This is a genomic window from Micromonospora nigra (assembly GCF_900091585.1).
Lineage (GTDB): Bacteria > Actinomycetota > Actinomycetes > Mycobacteriales > Micromonosporaceae > Micromonospora > Micromonospora nigra.
Window position 1 is genome coordinate 4,069,462 of sequence record NZ_FMHT01000003.1, and the last position, 22,834, is coordinate 4,092,295.

General features: G+C 74.5%; 15 protein-coding genes. 8 read left to right on the forward strand and 7 right to left on the reverse strand.

Translation table 11 applies throughout. The features are described 5' to 3' along the window. Positions 1 to 17 precede the first annotated feature (17 nt). Positions 18 to 4,937, reverse strand: coding sequence for an SCO7613 C-terminal domain-containing membrane protein (locus GA0070616_RS17670; RefSeq protein ID WP_091083697.1), 4,920 nt, complete (start codon positions 4,935 to 4,937; stop codon positions 18 to 20). Positions 4,938 to 5,181: 244 nt separating this feature from the next. Further along, complete coding sequence (locus GA0070616_RS17675) at positions 5,182 to 6,609, reverse strand: UDP-glucose dehydrogenase family protein (protein WP_091083700.1); 1,428 nt, start codon at positions 6,607 to 6,609, stop codon at positions 5,182 to 5,184. A gap of 255 nt (positions 6,610 to 6,864) precedes the next feature. Here GA0070616_RS17675 and GA0070616_RS17680 point away from each other — a divergent pair, with 255 nt between their 5' ends. Next, on the forward strand, positions 6,865 to 8,028 hold the full coding sequence (locus tag GA0070616_RS17680; RefSeq protein WP_091083703.1) for an acyl-CoA dehydrogenase family protein: 1,164 nt from the start codon (positions 6,865 to 6,867) through the stop codon (positions 8,026 to 8,028). A gap of 124 nt (positions 8,029 to 8,152) precedes the next feature. Here the strand turns inward: GA0070616_RS17680 and GA0070616_RS17685 are convergent, their stop codons facing one another. Beyond that, positions 8,153 to 8,815 carry a hypothetical protein gene (locus GA0070616_RS17685; RefSeq protein WP_091083708.1) on the reverse strand — a complete coding sequence of 221 codons (663 nt, stop codon included), beginning with the start codon at positions 8,813 to 8,815 and terminating at the stop codon, positions 8,153 to 8,155. 23 nt (positions 8,816 to 8,838) lie between these two features. On the opposite strand from GA0070616_RS17685, the gene GA0070616_RS17690 reads away from it, so the two are divergent. Then, positions 8,839 to 9,357, forward strand: coding sequence for an acyl-CoA thioesterase (locus GA0070616_RS17690; protein WP_091083712.1), 519 nt, complete (start codon positions 8,839 to 8,841; stop codon positions 9,355 to 9,357). A gap of 174 nt (positions 9,358 to 9,531) precedes the next feature. Then, positions 9,532 to 11,493 carry an acetoacetate--CoA ligase gene (locus GA0070616_RS17695; RefSeq protein WP_091083715.1) on the forward strand — a complete coding sequence of 654 codons (1,962 nt, stop codon included), beginning with the start codon at positions 9,532 to 9,534 and terminating at the stop codon, positions 11,491 to 11,493. A gap of 15 nt (positions 11,494 to 11,508) precedes the next feature. Here GA0070616_RS17695 and GA0070616_RS17700 read toward each other — a convergent pair whose 3' ends face one another. Next, on the reverse strand, positions 11,509 to 12,198 hold the full coding sequence (locus GA0070616_RS17700; RefSeq protein ID WP_091083719.1) for a TIGR03089 family protein: 690 nt from the start codon (positions 12,196 to 12,198) through the stop codon (positions 11,509 to 11,511). Between the two features lie 150 nt (positions 12,199 to 12,348). Between GA0070616_RS17700 and GA0070616_RS17705 the strand changes: the two genes are divergently transcribed. Continuing rightward, positions 12,349 to 13,494, forward strand: a complete 1,146-nt coding sequence (locus tag GA0070616_RS17705) for a glycosyltransferase family 4 protein (RefSeq protein WP_091083724.1) — start codon at positions 12,349 to 12,351, stop codon at positions 13,492 to 13,494. Positions 13,495 to 13,552: 58 nt separating this feature from the next. Continuing rightward, positions 13,553 to 14,644, forward strand: a complete 1,092-nt coding sequence (locus tag GA0070616_RS17710; RefSeq protein ID WP_091083728.1) for a mannose-1-phosphate guanylyltransferase — start codon at positions 13,553 to 13,555, stop codon at positions 14,642 to 14,644. Here GA0070616_RS17710 and GA0070616_RS17715 read toward each other — a convergent pair. Next, positions 14,613 to 15,218: an NUDIX hydrolase gene (locus GA0070616_RS17715; protein WP_091083734.1), complete on the reverse strand. Its 606-nt coding sequence runs from the start codon at positions 15,216 to 15,218 to the stop codon at positions 14,613 to 14,615. The two genes, GA0070616_RS17710 and GA0070616_RS17715, sit on opposite strands and share 32 nt — an antisense overlap. 39 nt (positions 15,219 to 15,257) lie before the next feature. On the opposite strand from GA0070616_RS17715, the gene GA0070616_RS17720 reads away from it, so the two are divergent. After that, positions 15,258 to 16,292, forward strand: a complete 1,035-nt coding sequence (locus GA0070616_RS17720; RefSeq protein ID WP_091083738.1) for a hypothetical protein — start codon at positions 15,258 to 15,260, stop codon at positions 16,290 to 16,292. A 10-nt stretch (positions 16,293 to 16,302) separates the two neighbouring features. On the opposite strand, the gene GA0070616_RS17725 is transcribed toward GA0070616_RS17720, so the two are convergent. Together GA0070616_RS17725 and cofD are read right to left on the reverse strand one after the other, a co-directional pair. After that, a complete protein-coding gene (locus GA0070616_RS17725; protein ID WP_091083742.1) occupies positions 16,303 to 17,391 on the reverse strand; it encodes a coenzyme F420-0:L-glutamate ligase in 1,089 nt (362 codons plus the stop codon). Then, positions 17,388 to 18,335: a 2-phospho-L-lactate transferase gene (gene cofD / locus GA0070616_RS17730; protein WP_091083746.1), complete on the reverse strand. Its 948-nt coding sequence runs from the start codon at positions 18,333 to 18,335 to the stop codon at positions 17,388 to 17,390. Before cofD ends, GA0070616_RS17725 begins: the two co-directional genes overlap by 4 nt. Positions 18,336 to 18,434: 99 nt before the next feature. On the opposite strand from cofD, the gene GA0070616_RS17735 reads away from it, so the two are divergent. After that, positions 18,435 to 19,514, forward strand: a complete 1,080-nt coding sequence (locus GA0070616_RS17735; protein WP_091083749.1) for a hypothetical protein — start codon at positions 18,435 to 18,437, stop codon at positions 19,512 to 19,514. A 220-nt stretch (positions 19,515 to 19,734) separates the two neighbouring features. Beyond that, the gene (locus tag GA0070616_RS17740) at positions 19,735 to 22,263 is read left to right on the forward strand and encodes a bifunctional FO biosynthesis protein CofGH (protein WP_091083752.1); all 2,529 of its coding nucleotides are present in this window, start codon (positions 19,735 to 19,737) and stop codon (positions 22,261 to 22,263) included. Positions 22,264 to 22,834: the final 571 nt, after the last annotated feature.

The window sequence follows — 22,834 nt, forward strand, 5'->3', positions numbered from 1 at the left end:
ACGCCGCACGGCCGGTCTCATCTCATGCCGCGCAGGGCCGTCTGCAACCGCTCCTGGGCGCGTCGGCGGCGCTCGTTGCTCGCGCCCAGCACCAGCAGCACCAGGCCGACCGGGAGCAACGCCAGCCACGGCCCCAGACTGAACAGGGCGTGCACCGCCGCGACTGCCGTCACCACGGCACCCACGATCACCGGTGCCTGCTGCTGCGTCATCGAACCGAACACCAGCACCGTCACCGCGCCGAGCAGCAGCAGCACCTGTCGCAGGGTGCTCGAATCGGTGGTCAGCACGATCGCCAGGGTGGGCACGAACGCCGCCACCAGTGCCGGCCCGTACGCCACCCAGCTGCTCAGGTCGGCGCGCTGCCGCAGCTCCAGCATCCCGACCAGCAGGGCCAGCGCCGCGAACGGCAGCGTGTACGCCTCGGGCAGCGCCACGTCGGCCACCCGCATCAGGATCCACCAGGCGGTTATCTCGCACAGCACGACCCCCCAGAACAGGATGCGCCGCTCCGCCGGCCCGCGACCGGGCCGGACCGCCGCGAGGCCGAGGACCGCCCCCCAGGCCGCCAGGAGCGCGGCGACGTGCCCGGGCGAGTCGAACGCCAGCGCCAGGGCGATCAGCGCGGCGGCGTAGCCGCTCCACTCCACGGTGGCCGCCTCGCGCTGCGCCTCCGGACGGCGCAGTCGTGGCAGGGTCGCCGCGAAGACCTGGAGGACCGCGCCGACCGCGAGCACCCCGAACGCCGCCCACACGGCCGCGAGCCCGGCGACCAGTGCGGCGGTGAGGACGAACAGCTGGGCCATCAGCGAGGCGAACAGCCAGCCGAGGATGCGCGCCCGCTGGGTGCTGCCGAACAGTGCGGCCACCACCCCCACCCCGACGGCCCCGCCCAGGGTGAACAGGGTCAACTCCCGGGTGGCGAGGCTGCCGGCCAGCCCGGCACCGCCGGCGGCCAACCCGATCGCGAACACCAGCACCCTGGCCAGGCGCAGCGAGCGGGCCCGCTCCACCAGGGCCGGGGGCGGCGTCAGCGCCAGCCCCAGCATCGAGACCGTGAACACCGCCAGGGCGGCCAGGGCGCTCGCCGGCCAGCCGTTGCCCACCGCGATCGGCGTGATCAGCAGGGTGACCGCCGCGCCCGGCAGCACCACCGGCACCGCCCGGGACCGGCGCCCGCCGCTGAATCCGGTGGCCGCCAGGGCCGCCGTCGCCGTCAGCAGCAACGCCGTCAGCACGTGCGTCGGATCGGCCGCGTCCGGCGGCGGGATCCGCAGCTCCGGCGGCGGGCCCTGCCACACCCGACCGAGGGCGGCGTACGGCTCGACCAGCGCCACCAGCAGCGCCGGGGTGAGCGAGACCAGGGCCAGCAGGGTCGGCAGGGCGGCGGCGGCCAGCGCCCCGGCGGCCGGGCTGACCCCCCAGCGGCGGCGGGAGTCGTCCTCGGGCAACCGGCGCATGGCTCCGTCCAGCAGCACCGCCCAGTGGCGGACCGGCCGGGACGCCAGCTCGGGTGGTTCGGTGGCGCCCCGGACCAGTTCCGCGAGCACCCCGAGCAGGGCCGCCGCCGCCGCGTACACGCCGAGCGGCAGGCCGGACAGGACGGCGGCGACGGCGGTCACCGTCGCCCCGCCGACCACCGCCGCGCTGGCCCACGGCAGGAACTGCGGAACCTGCCGGCGCACGGCGGCCACGGCCGCGAGGCCGAGGCTCGACGCGGCCAGGCTGGCGGTGAGCACCACCTGTGGCGAGTGGCCGAACTCGGCGGCCAACGCGGCCACGGCACCGGGCAGCGCGAACAGGGCCGCCCCGGCGGCCACGCCGCCGATCTGGGCCAGGTGCGGTGGCATCCCCTCGGTGGACAGGTCGTCCACCAGAGGTTCGGCCAGCGACCGGGCCAGTGCTGCCACGACGAATCCGATCAGCGCGATGCTGCCGAGCGCCAGCGCGGTCGTCCACGGGCGGACCAGCCCCGCGCCGGCGGCGTGCAGCGCGACCACCCCGGCCACGGTGGCCCGGGACAGACCGGCCCTCGGGTCCACGGAGGCCACCGCAGCCATGCCGTACACCGTGGCGACCATCGCGCCCACCAGGACGGGCGACCACCAGGGCAGGTCGAACGCGGCCGGGGCGCCCACGGTGGCCAGCACCGCGGCGACCCCCGAGACGTCGTAGCGCCAGGGTGGCGGCAGCAGGATGCCGGCGGCGACGGCCAGCAGGGCCAGCGCGACCGGCGCCTGCCAGGTGGCGCCGCCGGTGGGTGCCGCCGGCCAACCGCTCAGGTCGCCCGCCCAGATCGGGCCCGGGGTGGCCAGCACCCCCAGCCCGCCGCGCAGCGCCATCCAGCCGGCCAGCACGCCGACCAGTAGTCCGCCCACGGCCAGGCCGAGTACCGGCCCGCGCCGCCACTGCTCGGGCATGGCGCGCGCCGCGACGGCGACGACCAGCACCAGGCCGGCGGCGACGGCGAGCTGACCACCCGGCGCCAGCACCGCCCCGATCCGCAGCAGGGCGGCGACCAGCGCGGCGGTCACGGCGGCGGCGGCCAGGTCGGAGCCGTCGAGGGTGAGATCGGAGCGACGGCCCGCGTCGATCGACGGGGCCAGGAACAGCAGCACGGCGGCCACCAGCAGCAGGGCGCCGACCCACGCGTCGGCCACCGTCGCGCCGGGCGCGCCGAACGCGGCGGCGGTGACCACGAGGGTGCCGAGGCCGGTTCCGGCGGCCAGCGGCATCGGAATGTGTCGCTGGGAGACCTGCACGACGGCGGCGTAGCCGAGCGTGGCGCAGACGGCGAGGAAGCTGGCCGCCAGCACCGGGACCGTCATCTCGCGCAGTTCCGCCGGGGTGGGCGTCGGGTGGGCCGGGACGGTCGCGGCGACGAAGGCGGCCACCGCGCCGGGCAGCGCGAAGGCCGCGCCGCCCGCCGCCCAGGCGGAGACCGTGTCGGCCGCCGCACCGGCGAGCCGGACCCGGGGCGCCACCGCCACCGCCACGCCGGCGACGAACAGCACGAGCAGCACCGCGCAGGTCAGCGCCGGGCGGGCCAGACCGGCACCGGCCCCGAGCAGGCCCACCCCGGCGGCAGCCACCGCGTGCGCCAGCGCGGCCCGGGTGGTGGCGGCGGACAGGCCGACCACGCCGATGCCGACGGCGGCCAGCACCATCGGCCACGGGGCGGCCGTCCACCCCAGGCCGAAGGAGGCGGGCACCGCCATCGCGGTCAGCGCCGTGCCGACCACCGCGAACTCCCGGCGGATCTCCGGCGGCAGGGCCAGTACGGCCGCCACGGTCAGCAGGAAGGCGCTGGCGGCGACCTGCCAGGCGGCGGGGCCCACGGCGGCGGCCAACTCCGCCGGGTAGCGGTCGAGGTCCGCCGCCCAGGCCGGCAGGGCGGCCCGGACCGGTGCCACCCCGGCGCGCAGGGCACCGCCCGCCACCACCACGCCGGCGACCGTCAGCGCGATGGCGGAGGCGAACTGGGGGCCCCGCCGGGCGGCCTCGGGCACGGCCCGTACGGCGAGGCCGGTCAGCGTGATCACCGCGGCGATCAGCAGGAGCGAGCGGCCCGGCAGCGCCACCGAGGCGACCCGCCCCAGCGCACCGATCACGGCCAGGGTGAAGACCGCCGCACCGAGGTCGGGCAGCGGCGGTCGGCGCAGCACCATGGTCCCGGCCAGGCAGACCCCGGCCGCCAGCAGGAGCGCCGCCCCGGCGCCGGTGGCGGCCGGCACGGTGCCGGCCCGCAGCAGGGCGGTGACCGCGTACGCGAGGGCGAGGGTGACCGCGACGCCGTGCAGCATCCAGGTCAGCTCCCGCAGCCACGGCACCGGCCGCGTCGGCGGTGCCGTCGGGGTTTCGCCCACGGTGGGGTCGAGCACCTCGCCGCGCTCCTCCGGTGCGCCTTCCGGTCGGCCGTCGCCCTGCCGCTGCCGGGGGGCGGCCGGGGAGACCGGGGCGGTGGGCAGGTCGGCCCGGACCGGCCGGTCGAGGGTGATCGCGGAGCGGGCCAGCCAGAGGTCCAGGACGGCGACCGTGGACAGCACCAGGGCCCAGCCGGCCGGTCCGGCGACCCGGTCGTACGCCAACAGCGGAAGCACGGGCTGCGCGGCCAGTACGGTGGCGAAGCGGGGTGCGCGCAGGCCCGTCCAGATGGCGTACGCGACGGACACACCCGCCGTCACCGCGAAGATCAACCCGGCGAACGTGGCCCCGGAGGCGTCGCCTCCGCCGATGCGGTCCACGGCCCACAGCGCGTACCCGGCCAGCGGCACCAGCAACAGGCCCACGGCGGAGATCGTCTCCGCGGTGCTGGTCAGGCCACGCCGGGCCAGCACGGGCGGGGCGAGCAGCAGCAGCACGGTGGCCAGCAGCAGGATGCCGAGGCGGGCGAGGGCGTCCATCGAACTGGTCGCCACCGCCGCGAAGACGACGGCGGCCACGCCGAGCAGCAGACCGCCCAGCCCGAGGGGGATGTTCTGCACCTCCCGCGAGGAGGCCTCCGGGGGGTGCTCGGGGTCGTCGGCGTCCAGCCAGGTGGCGGTCGGGTGGGGTGCCGGCTCGTCGGGCGGCGGCGGTGGGCCCTGCCGGGGGACGCGGGGCGGTCCGGTGGTCGTCGTGGTGGTGGCGTTCGGCGGCGGCCGGCGCCCCGCGCGTCGGCGCAGCACCCGGCGGGGCCGGTTGGCCTGCCTCAGCCGGTCGTCACCGGTCTGCCCGGCGTGCGCCAGGGTGTCCCGCTGGAACAGCGCCGCCTGCATCTTCGAGGCGATCTGCTTCTGTTCCTTGGCGATCGCGGCGTCCCGTGCCTTCAGTTCCGCGATCGAACGTTCGATGTCGGCCAGGTGGGCGGCCCACTGCGGCTGGTGCGCGCCACAGCGCGGGCAACGGACGGCCGGTTTGATCTCCCGGCCGCACGAGGGACACTGAAAGGTCGCCACGACACCCCTCCACCCGCACTGTGGACCTCCACTGTCGCAGCATGCCCAATGGCGGCGCGGATTTCGACAGTTGTCGGCGGGTCCCGCCGGGGTGTCCACCGGCGACGAGGGGCCATCGGGGCGCGGAGGTGTCGCCGGGCAGGTCGCCGCCGGGCAGGTCGGAGACGGCGGTGCGGTCGGTGGTGCCACGCGCCGGCCGGTCGCGAGAACGGGCTTCCCGACCGGCCGTCCGGCGTGTCGCCGGTCAGGGGCGGCCCATGCCGCGGTACTCCCAGCCGGCCTGGGTCCACAGTGGGGCGTCGAGGCAGTTGCGGCCGTCGACGACGCGGCGGCCGGCGACCAGCTCACCGAGGGTGACGGGATCGGCGTTGCGGAAGTCGGCCCACTCGGTGAGTACGCAGACGAGGTCGGCGCCGGTCACCGCTTCGGGGATGCCGGCCTCGTAGCTCAGCTCGGGTACGACGCGGCGGGCGTTCTCGATGCCCTGCGGGTCGTACACGTGCACGTCGGCACCCGCTTTGTGCAGGAGGGCGGCCACGGCGAGGGCGGGGGCGTCGCGGACGTCGTCGGTGTTGGGTTTGAAGGTGGCGCCGAGGACGGCGATGCGGGTGCCGGACAGGTCCGGGCCGGCGGGGCCGGAACGGCGGCCGAGTAGTTCCGCGGCGAGTTGGAGCACCCGGGTGCGGCGGCGCAGGTTGATCAGGTCGACCTCGTGCAGGAAGCGGAGGGCCTCGCCGGCTCCCAGTTCCTGGGCGCGGGCCTGGAAGGCGCGGATGTCCTTGGGCAGGCAGGCGCCCCCGAAGCCGAGCCCGGACTGGAGGAAGCGGTTGCCGATCCGTGGGTCGTAGCCGATGGCCCGGGCCAGTTGGGTGACGTCGCCGCCGGAGGCCTCGCACACCTCGGCCATCGCGTTGATGAAGGAGATCTTGGTGGCGAGGAAGGCGTTCGCGGCGACCTTGACCAGTTCGGCGGTGGCGAAGTCGGTGACCACCAGGGGCACCTCGCGGTCCTCGGTGGCGGCCAGGTCGAACACGCCCTTGTGCGCGGCGTAGAGCATGCCGTTGGCCCATTCGCTCTTGACCCCGACCACGATGCGGTTCGGCCGCAGCACGTCGTCGACGGCGAAGCCCTCCTGGAGGAACTCCGGGCTCCACGCCACCTCGACGCCCAGGTCGGTGGGGGTGTGCTTGCCGACGAGTTGCTCGACCCACTCGGCGGTGCCGACCGGGACGGTGGACTTGCCGACGATCAGGGCCTTGCGGGTCAGGTGCTGGGCGAGGCTGGTGACGGACGCCTCGACGTACGACAGGTCCGCGCCCATGCCGTCGGCCCGCTGCGGGGTGCCCACGCAGATGAAGTGCACGTCGCCGAACTCGGCGGTCTCGGCGATGTCGGTGCTGAACCGCAGCCGCCCGGCGGCCAGGTTGCGCTTGAGCAACTCGTCGAGGCCCGGCTCGTGGATCGGCACCTCACCCGCGTTGAGTTTGGCGATCTTGTCGGCGTCGACGTCGAAGCCGAGCACGTCGTAGCCCAGCTCGGCGTAGCAGATGGCGTAGGTCGCGCCGAGGTAGCCCGTGCCCAGGAAGGTCACCCGCGGCCGGGGAGCACCCGAGGGCGGCGTCACCGCGGCGATGACGGGCATCGGCTGGATGTTCGGGTACGGGATCGTCACGCCTGTCTTCTCCGCTCGCACTGGCGGCGCTTCTCGTCGCGTCGCATCTGCTCTGCGGCGCCTAACCGGGCACCGGAGGGAATTGTTCCGTCTGTCGTTCCATCGTCGCCGGTCGGCGTCGGCAGTCCGACGCCGAGGGGGGCCTACGCGCCGGTAACATCTTCTGAACCGTGGTCGCTATCCTTCAGTCTGCGCGGTCGGCGGTCAGCAGACGCTACAGACTGCGGATGATAGCGGTGAAGGGGAGGGGCCGACATGGCCGCAGAGCAGTCGTTCGACGTCTACCGGTTGCCCGAGGAGCACGAGGCGATCCGGGAGGCGGTCCGTGAGGTCTGTGAGGCGAAGGTCGCCCCGCACGCGGCTGAGGCCGACGAGACAGGTGAGTTCCCCAAGGCGTCGTACGACGCGCTGCGGGCAGCCGACTTCCACGCACCACACATCCCCGAGCAGTACGGCGGTGCGGGGGCGGACGCCCTGGCGACCGCCATCGTGATCGAGGAGGTGGCCCGCGCCTGCGCGTCGTCCTCGCTGATCCCGGCGGTCAACAAGCTGGGCACCATGCCCCTGCTGCTGGCTGGCTCCGAGGAGCTCAAGCGGGCATACCTGACGAAGGTGGCCTCCGGCGACGCGATGTTCTCGTACTGCCTCTCCGAGCCGGAGGCGGGCAGCGACGCGGCCTCGATGACCACTCGGGCGGTGCCTGACGGGGATCACTGGGTGCTCAACGGGGTGAAGCGCTGGATCACCAACGCCGGAGTGTCGGAGTTCTACACCGTCTTCGCCGTCACCGACCCGTCCGCCCGGTCCCGGGGGATCTCGGCGTTCGTGGTCGAGAAGTCCGACCCGGGGGTCAGCTTCGGCGCCCCCGAGAAGAAGCTCGGCATCAAGGGCTCGCCCACCCGCGAGGTCTACCTCGACAACGTCCGTGTCCCGGCCGACCGGATGATCGGCCCCGAGGGCACCGGCTTCGCCACGGCCATGAAGACCCTGGACCACACCCGCGTCACCATCGCCGCGCAGGCCGTCGGCATCGCGCAGGGCGCGCTCGACTACGCCAAGGGGTACGTGCGGGAGCGCAAGCAGTTCGGCAGGCCCGTCGCCGAGTTCCAGGGCATCCAGTTCATGCTCGCCGACATGGGCATGAAGTTGGAGGCGGCCCGGCAGCTCACCTACGCCGCCGCCGGCAGGTCGGAGCGCGGTGACGCCGACCTGACCTACTTCGGCGCGGCGGCCAAGTGCTTCGCGTCGGACGCCGCCATGGAGATCACCACCGACGCGGTGCAGCTGCTCGGCGGCTACGGCTACACCCGGGACTACCCGGTCGAGCGGATGATGCGGGACGCCAAGATCACCCAGATCTACGAGGGCACCAACCAGGTGCAGCGCATCGTCATGGCGCGACGGCTGCTCAACGACTGAGCCCGAGCGGGCGTCCCGCCCGCCCGGGCGGGCGGGACGCCCGACGTGCGGCTCCGGCACTCCGCCGCCGGGTTCTCGTGCGGGCCGGGGCCGGCCGGCTGGCCCGGCACCTGCCAGGGGCCGGTCAGCGCAGGTCGGTGGTGGTGTCCTCCGGCCGGCCCCCGCCGCGCGGCGGCGCCGACCAGGGAGACTCGCCTCCGACCCGCCGCGGCAGTGGCTCCGTCGGCGTCGGGTCGGGATAGCCCAGGCTCATCGGGGAGGTGTCCCGCTCCGCCGTGGCGGGCGACCAGTCGGTCAGGGTGTGGTCCTGCTGCTCCGGCCCCTCGGCCGGCGTCGGGGCGGTCGTGGTCGCCGCCGCCGGGCGGGGCCAGCGCCGCCAGCGCTGCCCGCTGAACGTGGCAACCACCAGCATCATGCCGATCAGGAAGAGCGTGCCGTTCTCCACGGGCAGCCACAGGGGCAGCGGGTCGCCCAGGAAGCTCCTGTCGGCGGGCACGGCCTCGCGCACGTCGAACGGCGAGACGAACAGCCCCGCGTACGGGGTGACCAGCAGCAGCCCGGCCACCAGCGGGCCGAGTGGGGAGATGCGCAGCGTGCCGAGCAGACCCAGCAGGATGCCGCCGACGGCCAGGTAGACGGCCGGTTCGATCAGGTTCGCCGTGTTGGCCGTGCCGATCTCCACCCATCGGGTGACAGCCCGGGTCGACCCGTCCTGCCCGAGGGTGAGCAGCACCCACGTGACCGGTGCCACCACCAGACCGGCGAGGAAGCTCCAGAGATGTCGCATCCGCGCACCGTACCGTTTCCGACATGACCGAGCACCCCTCCGCCGCTCCGCCGGGCAAACCCACGTCGTACTCCCGGGTCACGCTGAGCCGGATCATGACGGCTGTCGACGTCAACCTCTACGGCACCGTGCACGGCGGGGTGCTGATGAAGTTCGTCGACGACGTGGCCGGAGCGGCGGCGGCCCGGCACAGCGGCGGCCCCGCGGTCACCGCCGCGATCGACGAGATCGTCTTCTCCGAGCCGGTTCGGGTCGGGGACCTGGTGCACGCGTACGCCCAGGTGAACTGGACCGGGCAGACCTCGATGGAGGTCGGGGTGCGGGTGACGGCCGAGCGGTGGGACTCCGCGGACGCCGAATCCGTGCGGGTGGCCACCGCGTACCTCGTCTTCGTCGGCATCGACCTCGGCGGCGCGCCGCTGCCGGTCCGCCCGGTGCTGCCGGAGTCCGCGGAGGACGAGCGCCGCTGGCGGGAGGCGGAGATCCGCCGCGAGCACCGGCTGGCCAAGCGTCGCGCGATCCAGGCCCACCGGGCCGGCTGACCGCCGCGCCGCGCCGCCACCCGATCCGGCCCACACCCCCTTCCGGCGGGTCGTGTGGGTCGGCCACGCCCCGTCCCGGTGACCCGGTGCGCAGAATGGCGTCGTGAGGTAGGGCAAGATGGCGCCACGGCCCACCGCACAGAGTCGTGCCGGGCCGGGGGAGGGGTGGAGACAGTGGATCACGTGCTGTGGACGCCGCCGGCGGACGTGCGCGAGCGGTCCCGCATCGGTGCGTACCTGCGCTGGCTGGCCGAACACCGGGGCCTGGAGTTCGCCGACTACGACGCGCTGTGGCGCTGGTCGGTGACCGAACCGGCGGCGTTCTGGGGGTCGGTGTGGGACCACTTCGGCGTCGTCGCGCACACCCCGCCCACCGCGACCCTGGCCGACCGGACGATGCCCGGCGCGCGCTGGTTCCCCGGTGCCACGCTCAACTACGCCGAGAACGTGCTGCGGATGCCCGGCCGCGCCGACGACGACCCGGTGGTGATCGCCCACGGGCAGACCCGCGCCCCGGTCACCCTGTCCGTCGCCGAGCTGCGCGGGCAGGTCCGCCGGGTGGCGGCGGGGCTGCGTCGGCTCGGCGTGGGCGCCGGTGACCGGGTGGCGGCGTACGCGCCGAACATCCCCGAGACGTACGTGCTGCTGCTGGCCACCGCGAGCCTGGGCGCGATCTTCTCCTCCTGCGCCCCGGAGTTCGGCACCCGCAGCGTGACGGACCGCTGGCAGCAGATCGAGCCCACGGTGCTCGTCGCCGTGGACGGCTACCGGTACGGCGACAAGCCGGTCGACCGGCGCGGCGAGGTGGCGGCGATCCGGGCCGCGCTGCCGTCGCTGGCGCACACCGTGGCGGTCCCCTACCTCGACCCGGCCTCGGCGCCGCCGGAGGGCGCGCTGACCTGGGCGGAGCTGGCCGCCGACACCGACGAGCCGTTGACGTTCACGGCCGTCGACTTCGACCACCCGCTGTACGTCTTGTACTCCTCGGGCACCACCGGGCTGCCGAAGCCGATCGTGCACGGCCACGGGGGCATCCTGCTGGAACACCTGAAGATGCTGGCCCTGCACCACGACCTGGGCCCCGCCGACCGGTTCTTCTGGTTCACCACCACCGGCTGGATGATGTGGAACTTCCTGGTCTCGGGGCCGGCCGTCGGCGCGACGATCGTGCTGTTCGACGGGAACCCGGGCCACCCGGATCTGGGCGCGACGTGGCGGCTGGCCGAGCAGACCGGCACGACGTACTTCGGCACCTCGGCGCCGTTCCTGCTGGCCTGCCGCAAGGCCGGCCTGGTGCCGAAGGAGATCGCCGACCTGTCCGCGCTGCGCGGTCTCGGCTCGACCGGCGCGCCGCTGCCCGCCGAGGGGTTCACCTGGGTGTACGAGACGGTCGGCGACCAGCTCCAGCTCCAGTCCCTGTCCGGCGGCACCGACGTGTGCACCGGCTTCGTCGGCGGGGTGCCGCTGCTGCCGGTGCACGCCGGGGAGATCGCCTGCCGGGCGCTGGGCGCGAAGGTGGAGGCCCGCTCCACCGACGGCACCCCCGTGATCGGGGAGCTGGGTGAGCTGGTCATCACCGAGCCGATGCCCAGCATGCCGGTGGGGTTCTGGAACGACACCGACGGCAGCCGCTACCGGGAGGCGTACTTCGACCTCTACCCGGGGGTGTGGCGGCACGGTGACTGGATCACGATCAACGAGCGGGGCGGGTGCGTGATCACCGGCCGGTCCGACGCCACCCTCAACCGGGGTGGGGTGCGCCTCGGCACGGCCGAGTTCTACTCGGTCGTCGAGGGGCTGGACGAGGTGCTCGACTCGGTGGTGGTGCACCTGGAGGACGACGAGGGCGGGGCGGGGGAGCTGCTGCTGTTCGTGGTGCTCGCCGAGGGCCTGGAACTGGACGACCCGTTGCGGGCGCGCATCTGCCGCGAGCTGCGCACCGCCCTGTCGCCACGGCACGTGCCCGACGAGATCCACCAGGTCCGGGCCGTGCCGCGCACCCTGTCGGCGAAGAAGCTGGAGGTGCCGGTGAAGAAGATTCTCACCGGCACCCCGGTGGAGCACGCCGCCGCCAGGGGCGCGCTGGCCAATCCGGAGTCCCTGACGGCCTTCGCGCGGTTCGCCCAGCGCCGCTGACGCCCACCCGCGACGTCAGGGGACGGCGCGGGTGACCTTCTCCGTGGCCCGGCGGGCCGGCAGGCGGGCGGGGTCGGGGTTGGCGCAGAGCACCAGGGTCGCGCCGCCGGCGAGTGGGGCGAGCAGCCAGTCCAGGGGGTCGGGGTGCGCCGACACGTCGACCAGGAGGCGGTCGCCGGGGCGGATCCCCCACTGCGTCGCCCGGGCCGCCGCGCGGGCCCGCAGCGCCACGTGCCCGGGCCCACCCGGGGGGTACGCCCCGAAGTGGTCGCCGTGGGCGCGTACCTCGGTCACGTAGTCGGCGAAGCCGGCCGGCACCTGCCGCAGGGGCAGGGCGAACGGGTCGAGGGCGAGGGCGTACCGGTCGCCGGCCGACCAGCCGTCGACCTGCGCCGCCCGGTCGACGGCGGCGAACAGCACGTCGACGTCGGCCGGCTCCCCGGCCACGGTCAACCCCGCCGACCAGCAGCCCAGCAGCACGGCGGCGGTCTGCCAGTGCGGCGGCAGCAGCACCCCGGCGGTGCTGCCCGGCCCGAGGGCCAACTCGTCGACGAGCAGGTTGGCCGTCTTGGCCACCCAGTTCGCCAGCGTCGCCCCGGACAGTTCGGTGCGCTCGCCGGTGGCGTCGTCGTACCAGGTCAGCAGCGGGCGTGTCGGGTCGGGGGCGATCGCGTCGGCGAACACCCGCGCAAGGTTCTCGGCCATCGACGCGAAGGATACGCCCGGCCGCCCGGGGAAGATGACAACGACAACTCGGCACAGCGTCGGGTCGCGGTCAGCGTCCGCGGCGGACATCGGCGTAGGCTTGCCCGAAGTGTTGTTCCCCACAGGCCCGCCAGTGCAAGGAGTCGCCCCGTGACCGCCGGTCGCCCGCCCCGCGTGCTCATCGACGCCACGAGTGTCCCCGCCGACCGTGGCGGCGTCGGTAGATACGTCGACGGCCTGCTCGGCGCGCTCGGCACAGTGTGCGGTTCGGGGGTGGAACTGGCGGTGGTCAGCCTCCGCACCGACCTGGAGCGCTACAGCAGGATGCTGCCCGGCGCGGAGATCGTTCCCGCGCCCGCCGCCGTCGCGCACCGCCCCGCCCGCCTGGCCTGGGAGCAGACCGGCCTGCCGCTGCTGGCCCAGCAGGTCGGTGCTCAGGTGCTCCACTCGCCCTTCTACACCTGCCCGCTGCGGGCCGGCTGTCCGGTCACGGTCACCGTCCACGACGCGACCTTCTTCACCGAGCCGGAGCACTACGACAAGTCCCGTCGCACCTTCTTCCGCAGTGCCATCAAGACCTCGCTGCGCCGCGCCAACCGGGTGATCGTGCCCAGCAAGGCCACCCGCGACGAGCTGATCCGGCTGCTCGACGCCGACCCGACCCGCATCGACGTGGCCTACCACGGCGTCGACCACTCGGCGTTCCACGCGCCCAGCGAGGAGGAGAAGGCCCGGGTCCGCGCCCGCCTGGGGCTCGGCAACGGCAGCTACGTGGCCTTCCTCGGGGCGAAGGAGCCCCGCAAGAACGTCCCCAACCTGATCCGGGGCTGGGTCCGTGCGGTCGCCGACCGGCAGGATCCGCCGGCCCTGGTGGTGGCCGGCGGCCAGGGGCACGACGACGACATCGACTGCGCCGTGGCCGAGGTCCCGTCCCACCTGCGACTGCTGCGTCCGGGCTACCTGCGCTACGCGGACCTGCCCGGCTTCCTCGGCGGCGCGCTGGTGGCCGCCTACCCCTCGTACGGCGAGGGGTTCGGCCTGCCGATCCTGGAGGCCATGGCGTGCGCCGCCCCGGTGCTGACCACGCCCCGGCTGTCGTTGCCCGAGGTGGGTGGCGACGCGGTGGCGTACACCAGCGAGGACCCGGACCAGATCGCCACCGACCTGGCCGCCCTCCTCGACGACGAGCAGCGCCGGCATTCGCTGGCCAAGGCCGGTTTCGACCGGGCCAAGGAGTTCACCTGGGAGTCCAGCGCCGAGGTGCACATCGCGGCGTGGACCCGCGCCCGGGCGTGACCGGCCCGGCGACCGGCAACCGGGCGTCCGGGCGGAGCCCGTCGGGCATGATGTCCTGGTGATCTACGCCGTCATTCCGGCGGGTGGCAGCGGCACAAGGTTGTGGCCGCTGTCCCGCGCCGGCCACCCCAAGTTCCTCCACCCGCTCACCGGGACCACCGCGTCGCTGCTCCAGGCGACCGTCACGCGGCTCGGGCCGCTGACCACACCGGAGCACACCCTCGTGGTCACCGGCGCCGCCCACGCCGCGGCGGTGGCCCGCCAACTGGCCGGCGTGCCGGAGGAGAACATCCTGGTGGAGCCGTCGCCACGGGACTCCTGCGCCGCCATCGCGCTGGCCGCCGCCGTGATCGCGCGACGCGACCCGCAGGCGGTGATGGGGTCGTTCGCCGCCGACCACCTGATCGGTGACCCGGCCCGCTGGGTGGAGGTGGTGCGCGGGGCGGTCCTCGGCGCCGAGGAGGGGCTGCTGATGACGGTCGGGATCACCCCCACCCGCGCCGAGACCGGCTACGGCTACCTCCAGACCGGCGACCCCGTGGCGGGTGGACCGCTGCGGCCGGTCGCCGAGTTCAAGGAGAAGCCCAGCGCCGACGTGGCCGAGGCGTACCTGCGCTCGGGGCGTCACCTGTGGAACGCGAGCATGTTCGTCTGGCGGGTGGACGTGTTCCTCGCCGAGCTGGCCCGGCAGCAGCCCGCGCTGCACGCCGGGGTGCTGGCGATCGCCGCCGCCTGGGGCACCGACGACCAGGACGACGTGCTCGGCACGGTCTGGCCGACGCTGCCGAAGATCTCCGTCGACTACGCGGTCATGGAGGGCGCGGCCACCGCCGGCCGGGTCGCCACGGTGCCCGGCGACTTCGGCTGGAACGACGTCGGCGACTTCCACACCCTCGGCGAGGTGCTGCCCGCCGACGGCGACGGCAACGTGGTGCTCGGCGGCGACGCCACTCCGGGCGTGCTGCTGCGCGACAGCTCGGGACTGGTGGTGGTGCCGCAGTCGGGTCGGCTGGTGGCGACCGTCGGCGTCCGGGACCTGATCGTGGTCGACACCCCGGACGCGGTGCTGGTCTGTCCCCGCGACCGTGCCCAGGACGTGAAGAAGATCGTCGACGAGCTCAAGGAGCGGGGCGAAGAGGGCCTCGTCTGAGGGCGGTCAACCCCGGCGCGACGAGCCGGGCGGTCCCGCCGGCCAGCGGCTCGGGCAGCCGGTCCGGCGGGAACCAGCCCAACGCCTGCGACTCGGCGCTGACCCGTTCGACCGCGCCGGCCGGGGCGACGACGGCGAACCGCACGTCGTAGTGCAGCGAGCCGCCCTGGCAGGCCACCGGGTGGACGTCCACGTCGATCGGGTCCGGGTCCACCCGCAGGCCGGCGATGCCGGACTCCTCGGTCGCCTCCCGCAGGGCGGCGGCGGCCAGCGTCCGGTCGACGGCCTCGCAGTGCCCGCCGAGCTGCACCCACTTGTGGAACTTGCCGTGCAGGCAGAGCAGCACCCGGTCGCCGGTGGGATCGAGCACGAGCGCGCTGGCGGTGACGTGCCCGGCCCGGTGTTCCCTCGTCACGGCCACCGGCCCGGCGGCCAGCAGGGCCAGGGTGCGGTCCCGGGCCGCGCCGCCGGCCGGGCTGGTGGGCGTCCATCCGCGCAGCAGGGCCACCGCGTCGGCGTGCAGTGCGGTGTTCGGGGCGGGGCCGGTGGTGGGGGCGGTCCGGGTGTCGGGCATCCCGTCACTGTACGAGCGGACGCTTCGTACCCTGGCGCGGTGACCCTGCAACTGTTGGAGTTCGTGGTCGGCGGCAACGAGGCCAGCGACCTGCTGCCCGTACGCTCACCGGCGCTGTTGCGTGCCCACGGCGCCCGTCGGGGCTTCTGGACGGTGCTGGACGAGGGCCCGGTGGAGCACTGCCTGGCCCTGCTGTTGGAGTTGACCGACGGCCGTTGGACGGCCCATCACGTGCGCGCCGACGCGGGTGTGGAGAACGGCCGCACCGAGGACGGCGAGGCGCTGGCCCACCACGACGGCTGGGTGTACGTGTTCGGTTCGCACTTCGGCTCGAAGGCCGGGCCGCTGCGTCCCCGACGGGCGTTCGTGGCCCGGTTCCGGGAGGACGAGGCGGCGGGTGGCGTCGTGCCCGTACGGGTGGTGCGCAACCGGTTCCGGCTGCACCGGGCGGTCAACGACGCGTTGTTGAAGGCTCCGTTCGAGGCGCTGCCGCCCGGCGAACGGGTGCGGGCCCGGTTCATCGGGGAGACGGTGGCGCGGGGCACGGCGCGGGCGAAGGGCTGGGTGGACCGGCTGGTTCTCGACGACCTGCCGCTGAACGTGGAGGCGGCGGCCTTCACCCCACGCGGTTCGGTGCTGCTCGGGCTGCGGTTCCCGGTGACCACCGACGGCGAGCCGGTCCTGGTGGAACTGGCCGGCGTGGAGGGCATGTTCGAGCCCGAGGTGAGCTGGCCGACGGCCGTGGCGACGTACGCGCTGTCGGGGGTGACCCCGCCCGGGTCGCTGGCCGGGTTCCGGGCCATCGCCCCTCTCGGCGACGACGGGTACGCGGCGGTGGTCGGTTCGATCGACGCGCTGGGCAAAGGGTCGGTGCTGTTGGACGACCACCCGACCGGTGGCGAGGTCACCTCGCGGCACGTGCGGTTCCGGTTGCCGTCGGCCGGGCACGTGGCGGTCGGCGAGGTGGTGGCGGATCTGGCGCCGTTCCATCACGTGGAGGGCCTGGCCGAGCTGGACGGCCGGTGGTTCTACGTCACCGACGAGGACCACCGGGTGGCGCTGTGGGCCGGGTGACCTGACCGGGTCACAGGGCGAGGGTGGCGGCGGCGGTGGTGGCCGTGGGGGGCGGCAGCAGGACGGTGGGGATGTGTTCCGCCGCCAGGGCGGCCCGCAGCCGGTGCACGTCGCCACCGAAGCGGACCAGGTCCGGCGGGTTCACCGGGGTGGGCGGTGAACAGAGCACCAGTCCGCTCGCGTCGGCCGGCCAGCCCGGCACGGTGGCGACCAGGCCGGCGCGTACCCCGGCGTCGGTCACGTGGGTGAAGACCGTACCGGGCGCGACGGCCCCGGCCACCGCCGTGATCGCCCGCCCGACCGCCGCCGGGTCGGCCGGGGCCTCGCCCGTGCCGTCGGGCAGGGTCGCGGCGGCGCTCAGCCCGGCGGCCCTCGCCTCGGCGGTGCCCAGCGAGAACAGGTCCATCGAGGCGTCCCGGATCAGGGCCCGCGCACCAGTGTCGTCGTCGGTCAGGGGCGCGTTGAGGTAGCCGCGCACCACCGCCACCGGCACCTGGTCGCACTTGCCCTTGATCAGCTCGCCCGCCCCGGCCAGTTCGTCGACGACGGCCATCTGGGTGAGCTGGAGCTCGTTGCCGTACGGGTCGACCTCGCCCCGGTGGTCGCGGATGGCGGGCAGGCCCGCGACGCCGAGGGCCACGTCGGTGAGCCCGTTGCGCCAGGGGCGGCCCATGGTGTCGCTGACGACCACCGCGACGTCCACGCCGTACCGCTCGCGCAGGGCGGCGCGCAGCGCCCGCGCGGAGGCGTCCGGATCCTCCGGAAGCAGCACCAGGCGGGTCTTGTCGACGTTCGAGGCGTCGATGCCGGCGGCGGCCATCACGAAGCCGTGGTGGGTCTGCACGATCCGGGTCGCGCCCCGGGCGGCCACCACCCGGGCCGTCTCGGCGGCCAACACCTCGTCCCGCGCGGCCAGCCGCTCCGGCCCGTCGGCGGGGACGTCCACCAGCCGGCCCTCCGCCTTCGACACGATCTTGCTGGTGACCACCAGCACGTCGCCGTCGCGCAGCCAGGGTGCGGCGGTGCCGATCAGCACCGCCAGGTCGTCGCCCTCGGTCACATGGCCGATGCCCGGCACCGGCAGGATCTCCAGCCTCACGTCAGCTCCACCGCGGCGCGGACCATCGCCGCCGTCGTCGCCTCGTCGGTCATCCGCAGCGGAACCGCGCGGACCGTCACCTCCGGCACCACCGTTCCCGCGTCCTGCGGGTCGACCAGCCAGCCGTCGAGCAGGCCACCGGCCCGCCGGCCCCCGTAGAGGCGGCCCACGCCGGCCGCGCTGCACTCCGCGTCGATCACCGCCAGGCAGCGGTCCGCCATCCCGCGGACCGGCGCGCCACCGATGATCGGCGACACCCCGACCACGGGGGCCGGACCGTCGGTGACGGCCTCCCGCAGGCCGGGCACGGCCAGGATCGGCGCGACGCTGACCACCGGGTTGCTCGGCGCGATCAGCACCAGGTCCGCCCCGGTGATCGCCTCGACCACGCCGGGAGCGGGCTTCGCGGTCTCCGCGCCGACGAAGACGAACCGGTGGGTCGGAACCTGCGCTCTGTACCGTACCCACCACTCCTGGAAGTGGATGGCCTTCCGCTCGCCGTCGACGTCGGCCACCGCATGGGTCTCCAGCCGGTCGTCGGTGGCCGGCAGCAGCGGTACGCCGGGTTGCCAGCGCTCGGCCAGCGCCCGGGTGACCTGTGAGAGCCGGTAGCCGGCGGTCAGCATGGTGGTGCGGACCAGATGGGTGGCGACGTCCCTGTCGCCCAGGCCGAACCAACTCGGCTCGACGCCGTACGCAGCCAGTTCCTGCCCGACCGTCCAGCTCTCGTCGGCCCGCCCCCAGCCGCGCTCCGGGTCGGCCCCGCCGCCCAGGGTGTACATCACGCTGTCCAGGTCCGGGCAGACCTTGAGCCCGTGCAGGTACAGGTCGTCGCCGACGTTGACCACGGCGGTCACCTCGGCGTCCACCTCGCGGGCGTACGCCCGGACGCCGAGCAGGAACCGGGCACCCCCGATCCCGCCGGTCAGAACCACGATGCGCATGCCGACCATCCTCGCGTACCGGACGCCTCCGGCACGCCGCCGGACCGGGAGACTAGGCTCACGTCGGCATCCGTCCGCTTTCGCCCCCAGGGAGGGCCCGTGACCAGCCCCGCCGAGCCGGCGTCCACCGACGCGACGCCGGCCAGCAAGCTGACCAGGCCGCTACGCGAACTCGCCGCCCTCGTGCTGCTCGGCGCGAACGCGCTGTTCCTCTTCGTCGGCCTCATCCAACTGCTGGCCCCCCGGGGCTCCTACAGCACGCTGACCGGGCGTGCCGGGAGCGCCTTCTACGCGTTCGTCGGGATGGAGACGATCGTGCTTCCGGTGCTGGCCGTGCTGCTGGCCACGCACGTAAGCCCGGTGGTGTCGAGGGCGAAACTGGTCACCCAGGTGGCCCTGGTCGAGTACGCGGTCAGCGCCGGCCTCGGCGGGCTGAGCTTCCTGATCTGGGCCGTGGGCCGGCTGGCCGAGGCGGAACTGCTCGACGGGTTCCTCGGCACGCTCAGTCGGCTCGCGATGCTGGCCGTGTTCGCGGTGGCCGCGTACGTGGTGTGGACCGTCTGGTACTCGCTGTACCGTACGGCGAAGCCCAAACCCCCGCCGGGGGTGTACGGCACCCCGCAGCAGGGCTGGGGCCAGCCGGGCTGGGGTCAGCAGCAGCCCGGCCACCAGCAGCCCGGCCACCAGCAGCCCGGCCACCAGCAGCCCGGCCAGCCGGGGCCGGCCGGCGGCTGGCCGGTGCCGGGCCAGTACGCCCCGTCGGGCCAGCCCGGCACGCCGTTCGCGGGCGGGCCGCCGCCAGGGCCGCCGTACGGGCAGCCGCCGGCACCCCGGTCGGCTCCACCGTTCGGGCAGCCGTCGGCCCCGCCGTTCCCGGCCCCGCCGCAGTCCGCGCCGCCGGCCCCGCAGTCCGCGCCGCCGGCCCCGGCCCAGCCGGGCGTCCCGTCGTCGGAGCCGACCTTCCAGGCCCCGCCGTTCGGGCAGCCGCCGTCGGCCGACCCCACCCAGGCGATTCCCCGTCAGGGTGCCGAGCCCACCCAGGCCGTCCCGCGCGACGACGTCGACCGCACCCGGGCTGTCCCGCGCGACGACGTCGACCGCACCCGGGCTGTCCCGCGCGACGACGCCGACCGCACCCAGCGTTTCTCGTCGGACGAGCACCCCGACCCGCCCCGCTGACCGGCCACCGTCCCGAACCCACCACCGTCCCGGCCCCACCACCGTCCGGGGACGGTCACCGTCCCCGGTCCGGTCACCGTCCCCGGTCCGGTCACCGTCCCCGGTCCGGTCACCGTCCCCGGTCCGGTCACCGTCCCCGGTCCGGGTCCGTTTCGCGCCAGGCAGTGCGGTTCCCCACGGAGCGGTGGGGGTCGCGCGGAACAGCACCTAGGCTGAGCGGATGGTTGATCGCACCGAGTCCGGACCGGGCGAGGCGGGGCTGCGGCGGGCGTTGCGGCGGGCCGCAGCGGGGCGGGCGCTCGACGTCGACGAGGCCACGGCGCTGCTGGCCGCCCGGGGCGGGGCTCTGGCCGAGCTGCTCGCCGTCGCCGGGGCGGTCCGTGACGCGGGCCTGCGCGACGCGGGTCGGCCGGGCGTGGTCACGTACTCGAAGAAGGTCTTCGTCCCGCTGACCCGGTTGTGCCGGGACCGCTGCCACTACTGCACGTTCGCCACCGTGCCGCACCGGTTGCCGGCAGCCTTCCTCGAACAGGACGAGGTGCTGGCCATGGCCCGCCGGGGCGCCGAGCTGGGCTGCAAGGAGGCCCTGTTCACCCTCGGCGACCGGCCGGAACAGCGCTGGCCGGCGGCCCGCCGGTGGCTCGACGAGCGCGGCTACGACTCCACCCTGGACTATCTGCGCGCCTGCGCGGTCGCGGTGCTGGAGGAGACCGGCCTGCTGCCGCACCTCAACCCGGGTGTGCTGTCGTGGTCGGAGCTGCACCGGCTCAAGCCGGTCGCGCCGAGCATGGGAATGATGCTGGAGACCACCGCCAGCCGACTCTGGTCGGAGCCGGGCGGCCCGCACTTCGGCTCACCGGACAAGGAACCGGCGGTCCGGCTGCGGGTGCTCGACGACGCCGGCCGGGTGAACGTGCCGTTCACCACCGGCATCCTGATCGGTATCGGCGAGACCCCCGCCGAACGGGTCGACGCGCTGTTCGCGATCCGGCGGGCGCAGCGGGAGTACGGCCACCTCCAGGAGGTGATCGTGCAGAACTTCCGCGCCAAACCGGACACGGCGATGCGCGGCATGCCCGACGCCGAGCTGCACGACCTCGCCGCCACCGTGGCGGTGGCCCGGCTGCTGTTGGGTCCGGGGGCCCGCATCCAGGCCCCGCCGAACCTGATCGCCGGCGAGTACGATCTGCTGCTGCGGGCCGGCATCGACGACTGGGGCGGGGTGTCCCCGCTGACCCCGGACCACGTCAACCCCGAGCGGCCCTGGCCGCAGCTCGACGAGCTGGCCGCGCACACCGCCCGGGCGGGCTTCACCCTGCGCGAGCGGCTGACGGTCTACCCGGAGTACGTCCGGGCCGGCGATCCGTGGCTCGACCATCGGCTGTTGCCGCACGTGACGGCGCTGGCGGATCCGCGGACCGGGCTCGCCGTCGAGTCGGCCCGCCCGGAGGGCCGACCCTGGCAGGAGCCCGACGAGACGTACGGCGGGCGGGTCGATCTGCACGCCACCATCGACACCACCGGTCGCACCGGCGACCGGCGGGGCGATTTCGACCACGTGTACGGCGACTGGTCGGTGGTCGCCGGTGCGGTTCCGGCCCCGGCCGGCGGAGGGCGGCCGTCGACCCCGGGAACCGGCGACGCCGACCTGCGGGCGGGGCTGCGGTTGGCGGCGTCCGACCCGGCGGCCCTGCTGGAGCCCCGGCACGCCGAAGCCGCGCTGGCGCTGTTCGGCGCGGCCGGGCCGGCCCTCGACGAGCTGTGCCGGGTCGCCGACGACCTGCGCCGGGACGCGGTGGGCGACGACGTGACCTACGTGGTCAATCGCAACATCAACTTCAGTAACGTCTGCTATGTCGGCTGCCGGTTCTGCGCCTTCGCCCAGCGTGAGCGCGACGCCGACGCCTACCGGCTGTCGGTGGAGCAGGTCGCCGACCGGGCGCAGGAGGCATGGGCGGCCGGGGCGACGGAGGTGTGTCTGCAGGGCGGCATCGACCCGAAGCTGCCGGTCACCGTCTATGCGGACATCGTGCGGGCGGTCAAGGCGCGGGTGCCCGGGATGCACGTGCACGCCTTCTCCCCGATGGAGATCGCGACGGCGGCGGCCAAGGCGGGCGTCGGCGTGCGGGAGTGGCTGGCCGGTCTGCGGGAGGCGGGGCTGGACACCATTCCCGGCACCGCCGCCGAGATCCTCGACGACGAGGTGCGTTGGGTGCTGACCAAGGGCAAACTGCCCACCGCCGCCTGGGTCGAGGTGGTGACCGCGGCCCACGAGCTGGGCATCCGGTCCAGCTCCACGATGATGTACGGCCACGTCGACCACCCCGGGCAGTGGCTGGCACACTTCCGGGTGCTGGCCGGGGTGCAGGACCGCACGGGCGGGTTCACCGAGTTCGTGGCGTTGCCGTTCGTGCACACGAACGCCCCGATCTACCTGGCGGGCATTGCCCGGCCCGGCCCCACCTGGCGGGAGAACCGGGTGGTGCACGCGATGGCCCGGGTGCTGCTGCACGGCCGAATCGACAACATTCAGTGTTCCTGGGTGAAGCTCGGCGACGAGGGCACGGTGGCGATGCTGCGGGGCGGCTGCAACGACCTCGGCGGCACCCTGATGGAGGAGACGATCTCCCGGATGGCCGGCTCGGGCAACGGGTCGGCGCGCACCGAGGAGCAGTTGCGGTCCATCGCGGTGGCGGCGGGGCGGCCGGCGCGGAGGCGGACGACCGCGTACGGCCACATTGGCGCGTAGCTCCCACCGTCGTCGCCGCGAAGCGTCGGGTACCCGACAGAACGTTCCACAGTGCGGTCCACCAGCACGTTCCGCTGCGTGGCCCGGCCGACCTTCCGGGCCGGCCCACCGGCGTTCGTCCCGTTTGGTGGGACGATGATCGGTCGACCGTGAGGTCGTCGTGGCCGGTGGCGCAACTGCCGGACACGTATGCCCTGGCAGCTCATCAGCGAGTGCCGGCGGGCCGGCGGGGCCCGTCCGGCAAGCGTGCTGTGTCCACATCATGGGCGGGGCGCGGTCGGCGTCTGACGCTCGACGGGCGGTGGTGCGTGACAGGCGTTAGTCTTTTCCGTCAAGATCACTAAGTCTTGTCGGGTGATCTTCCGTTGGAGGTCGTTTCGCCGGCTCGGTCGGGCCGGTGGAGCGTGCGCCACGGGAGAAAACTCGGGCAACTCGCCGGAGAGGGCGTTACTCGGCCGGGGTCTGAATCGATTGGGCAGGTTGCGGGACCGGGTGGCCCGGATGGCTGTCCGGATGCGTGTCGGGAGGACGACTCCATTATCAAGTCTGGCTTGACGACGCACGTATGACA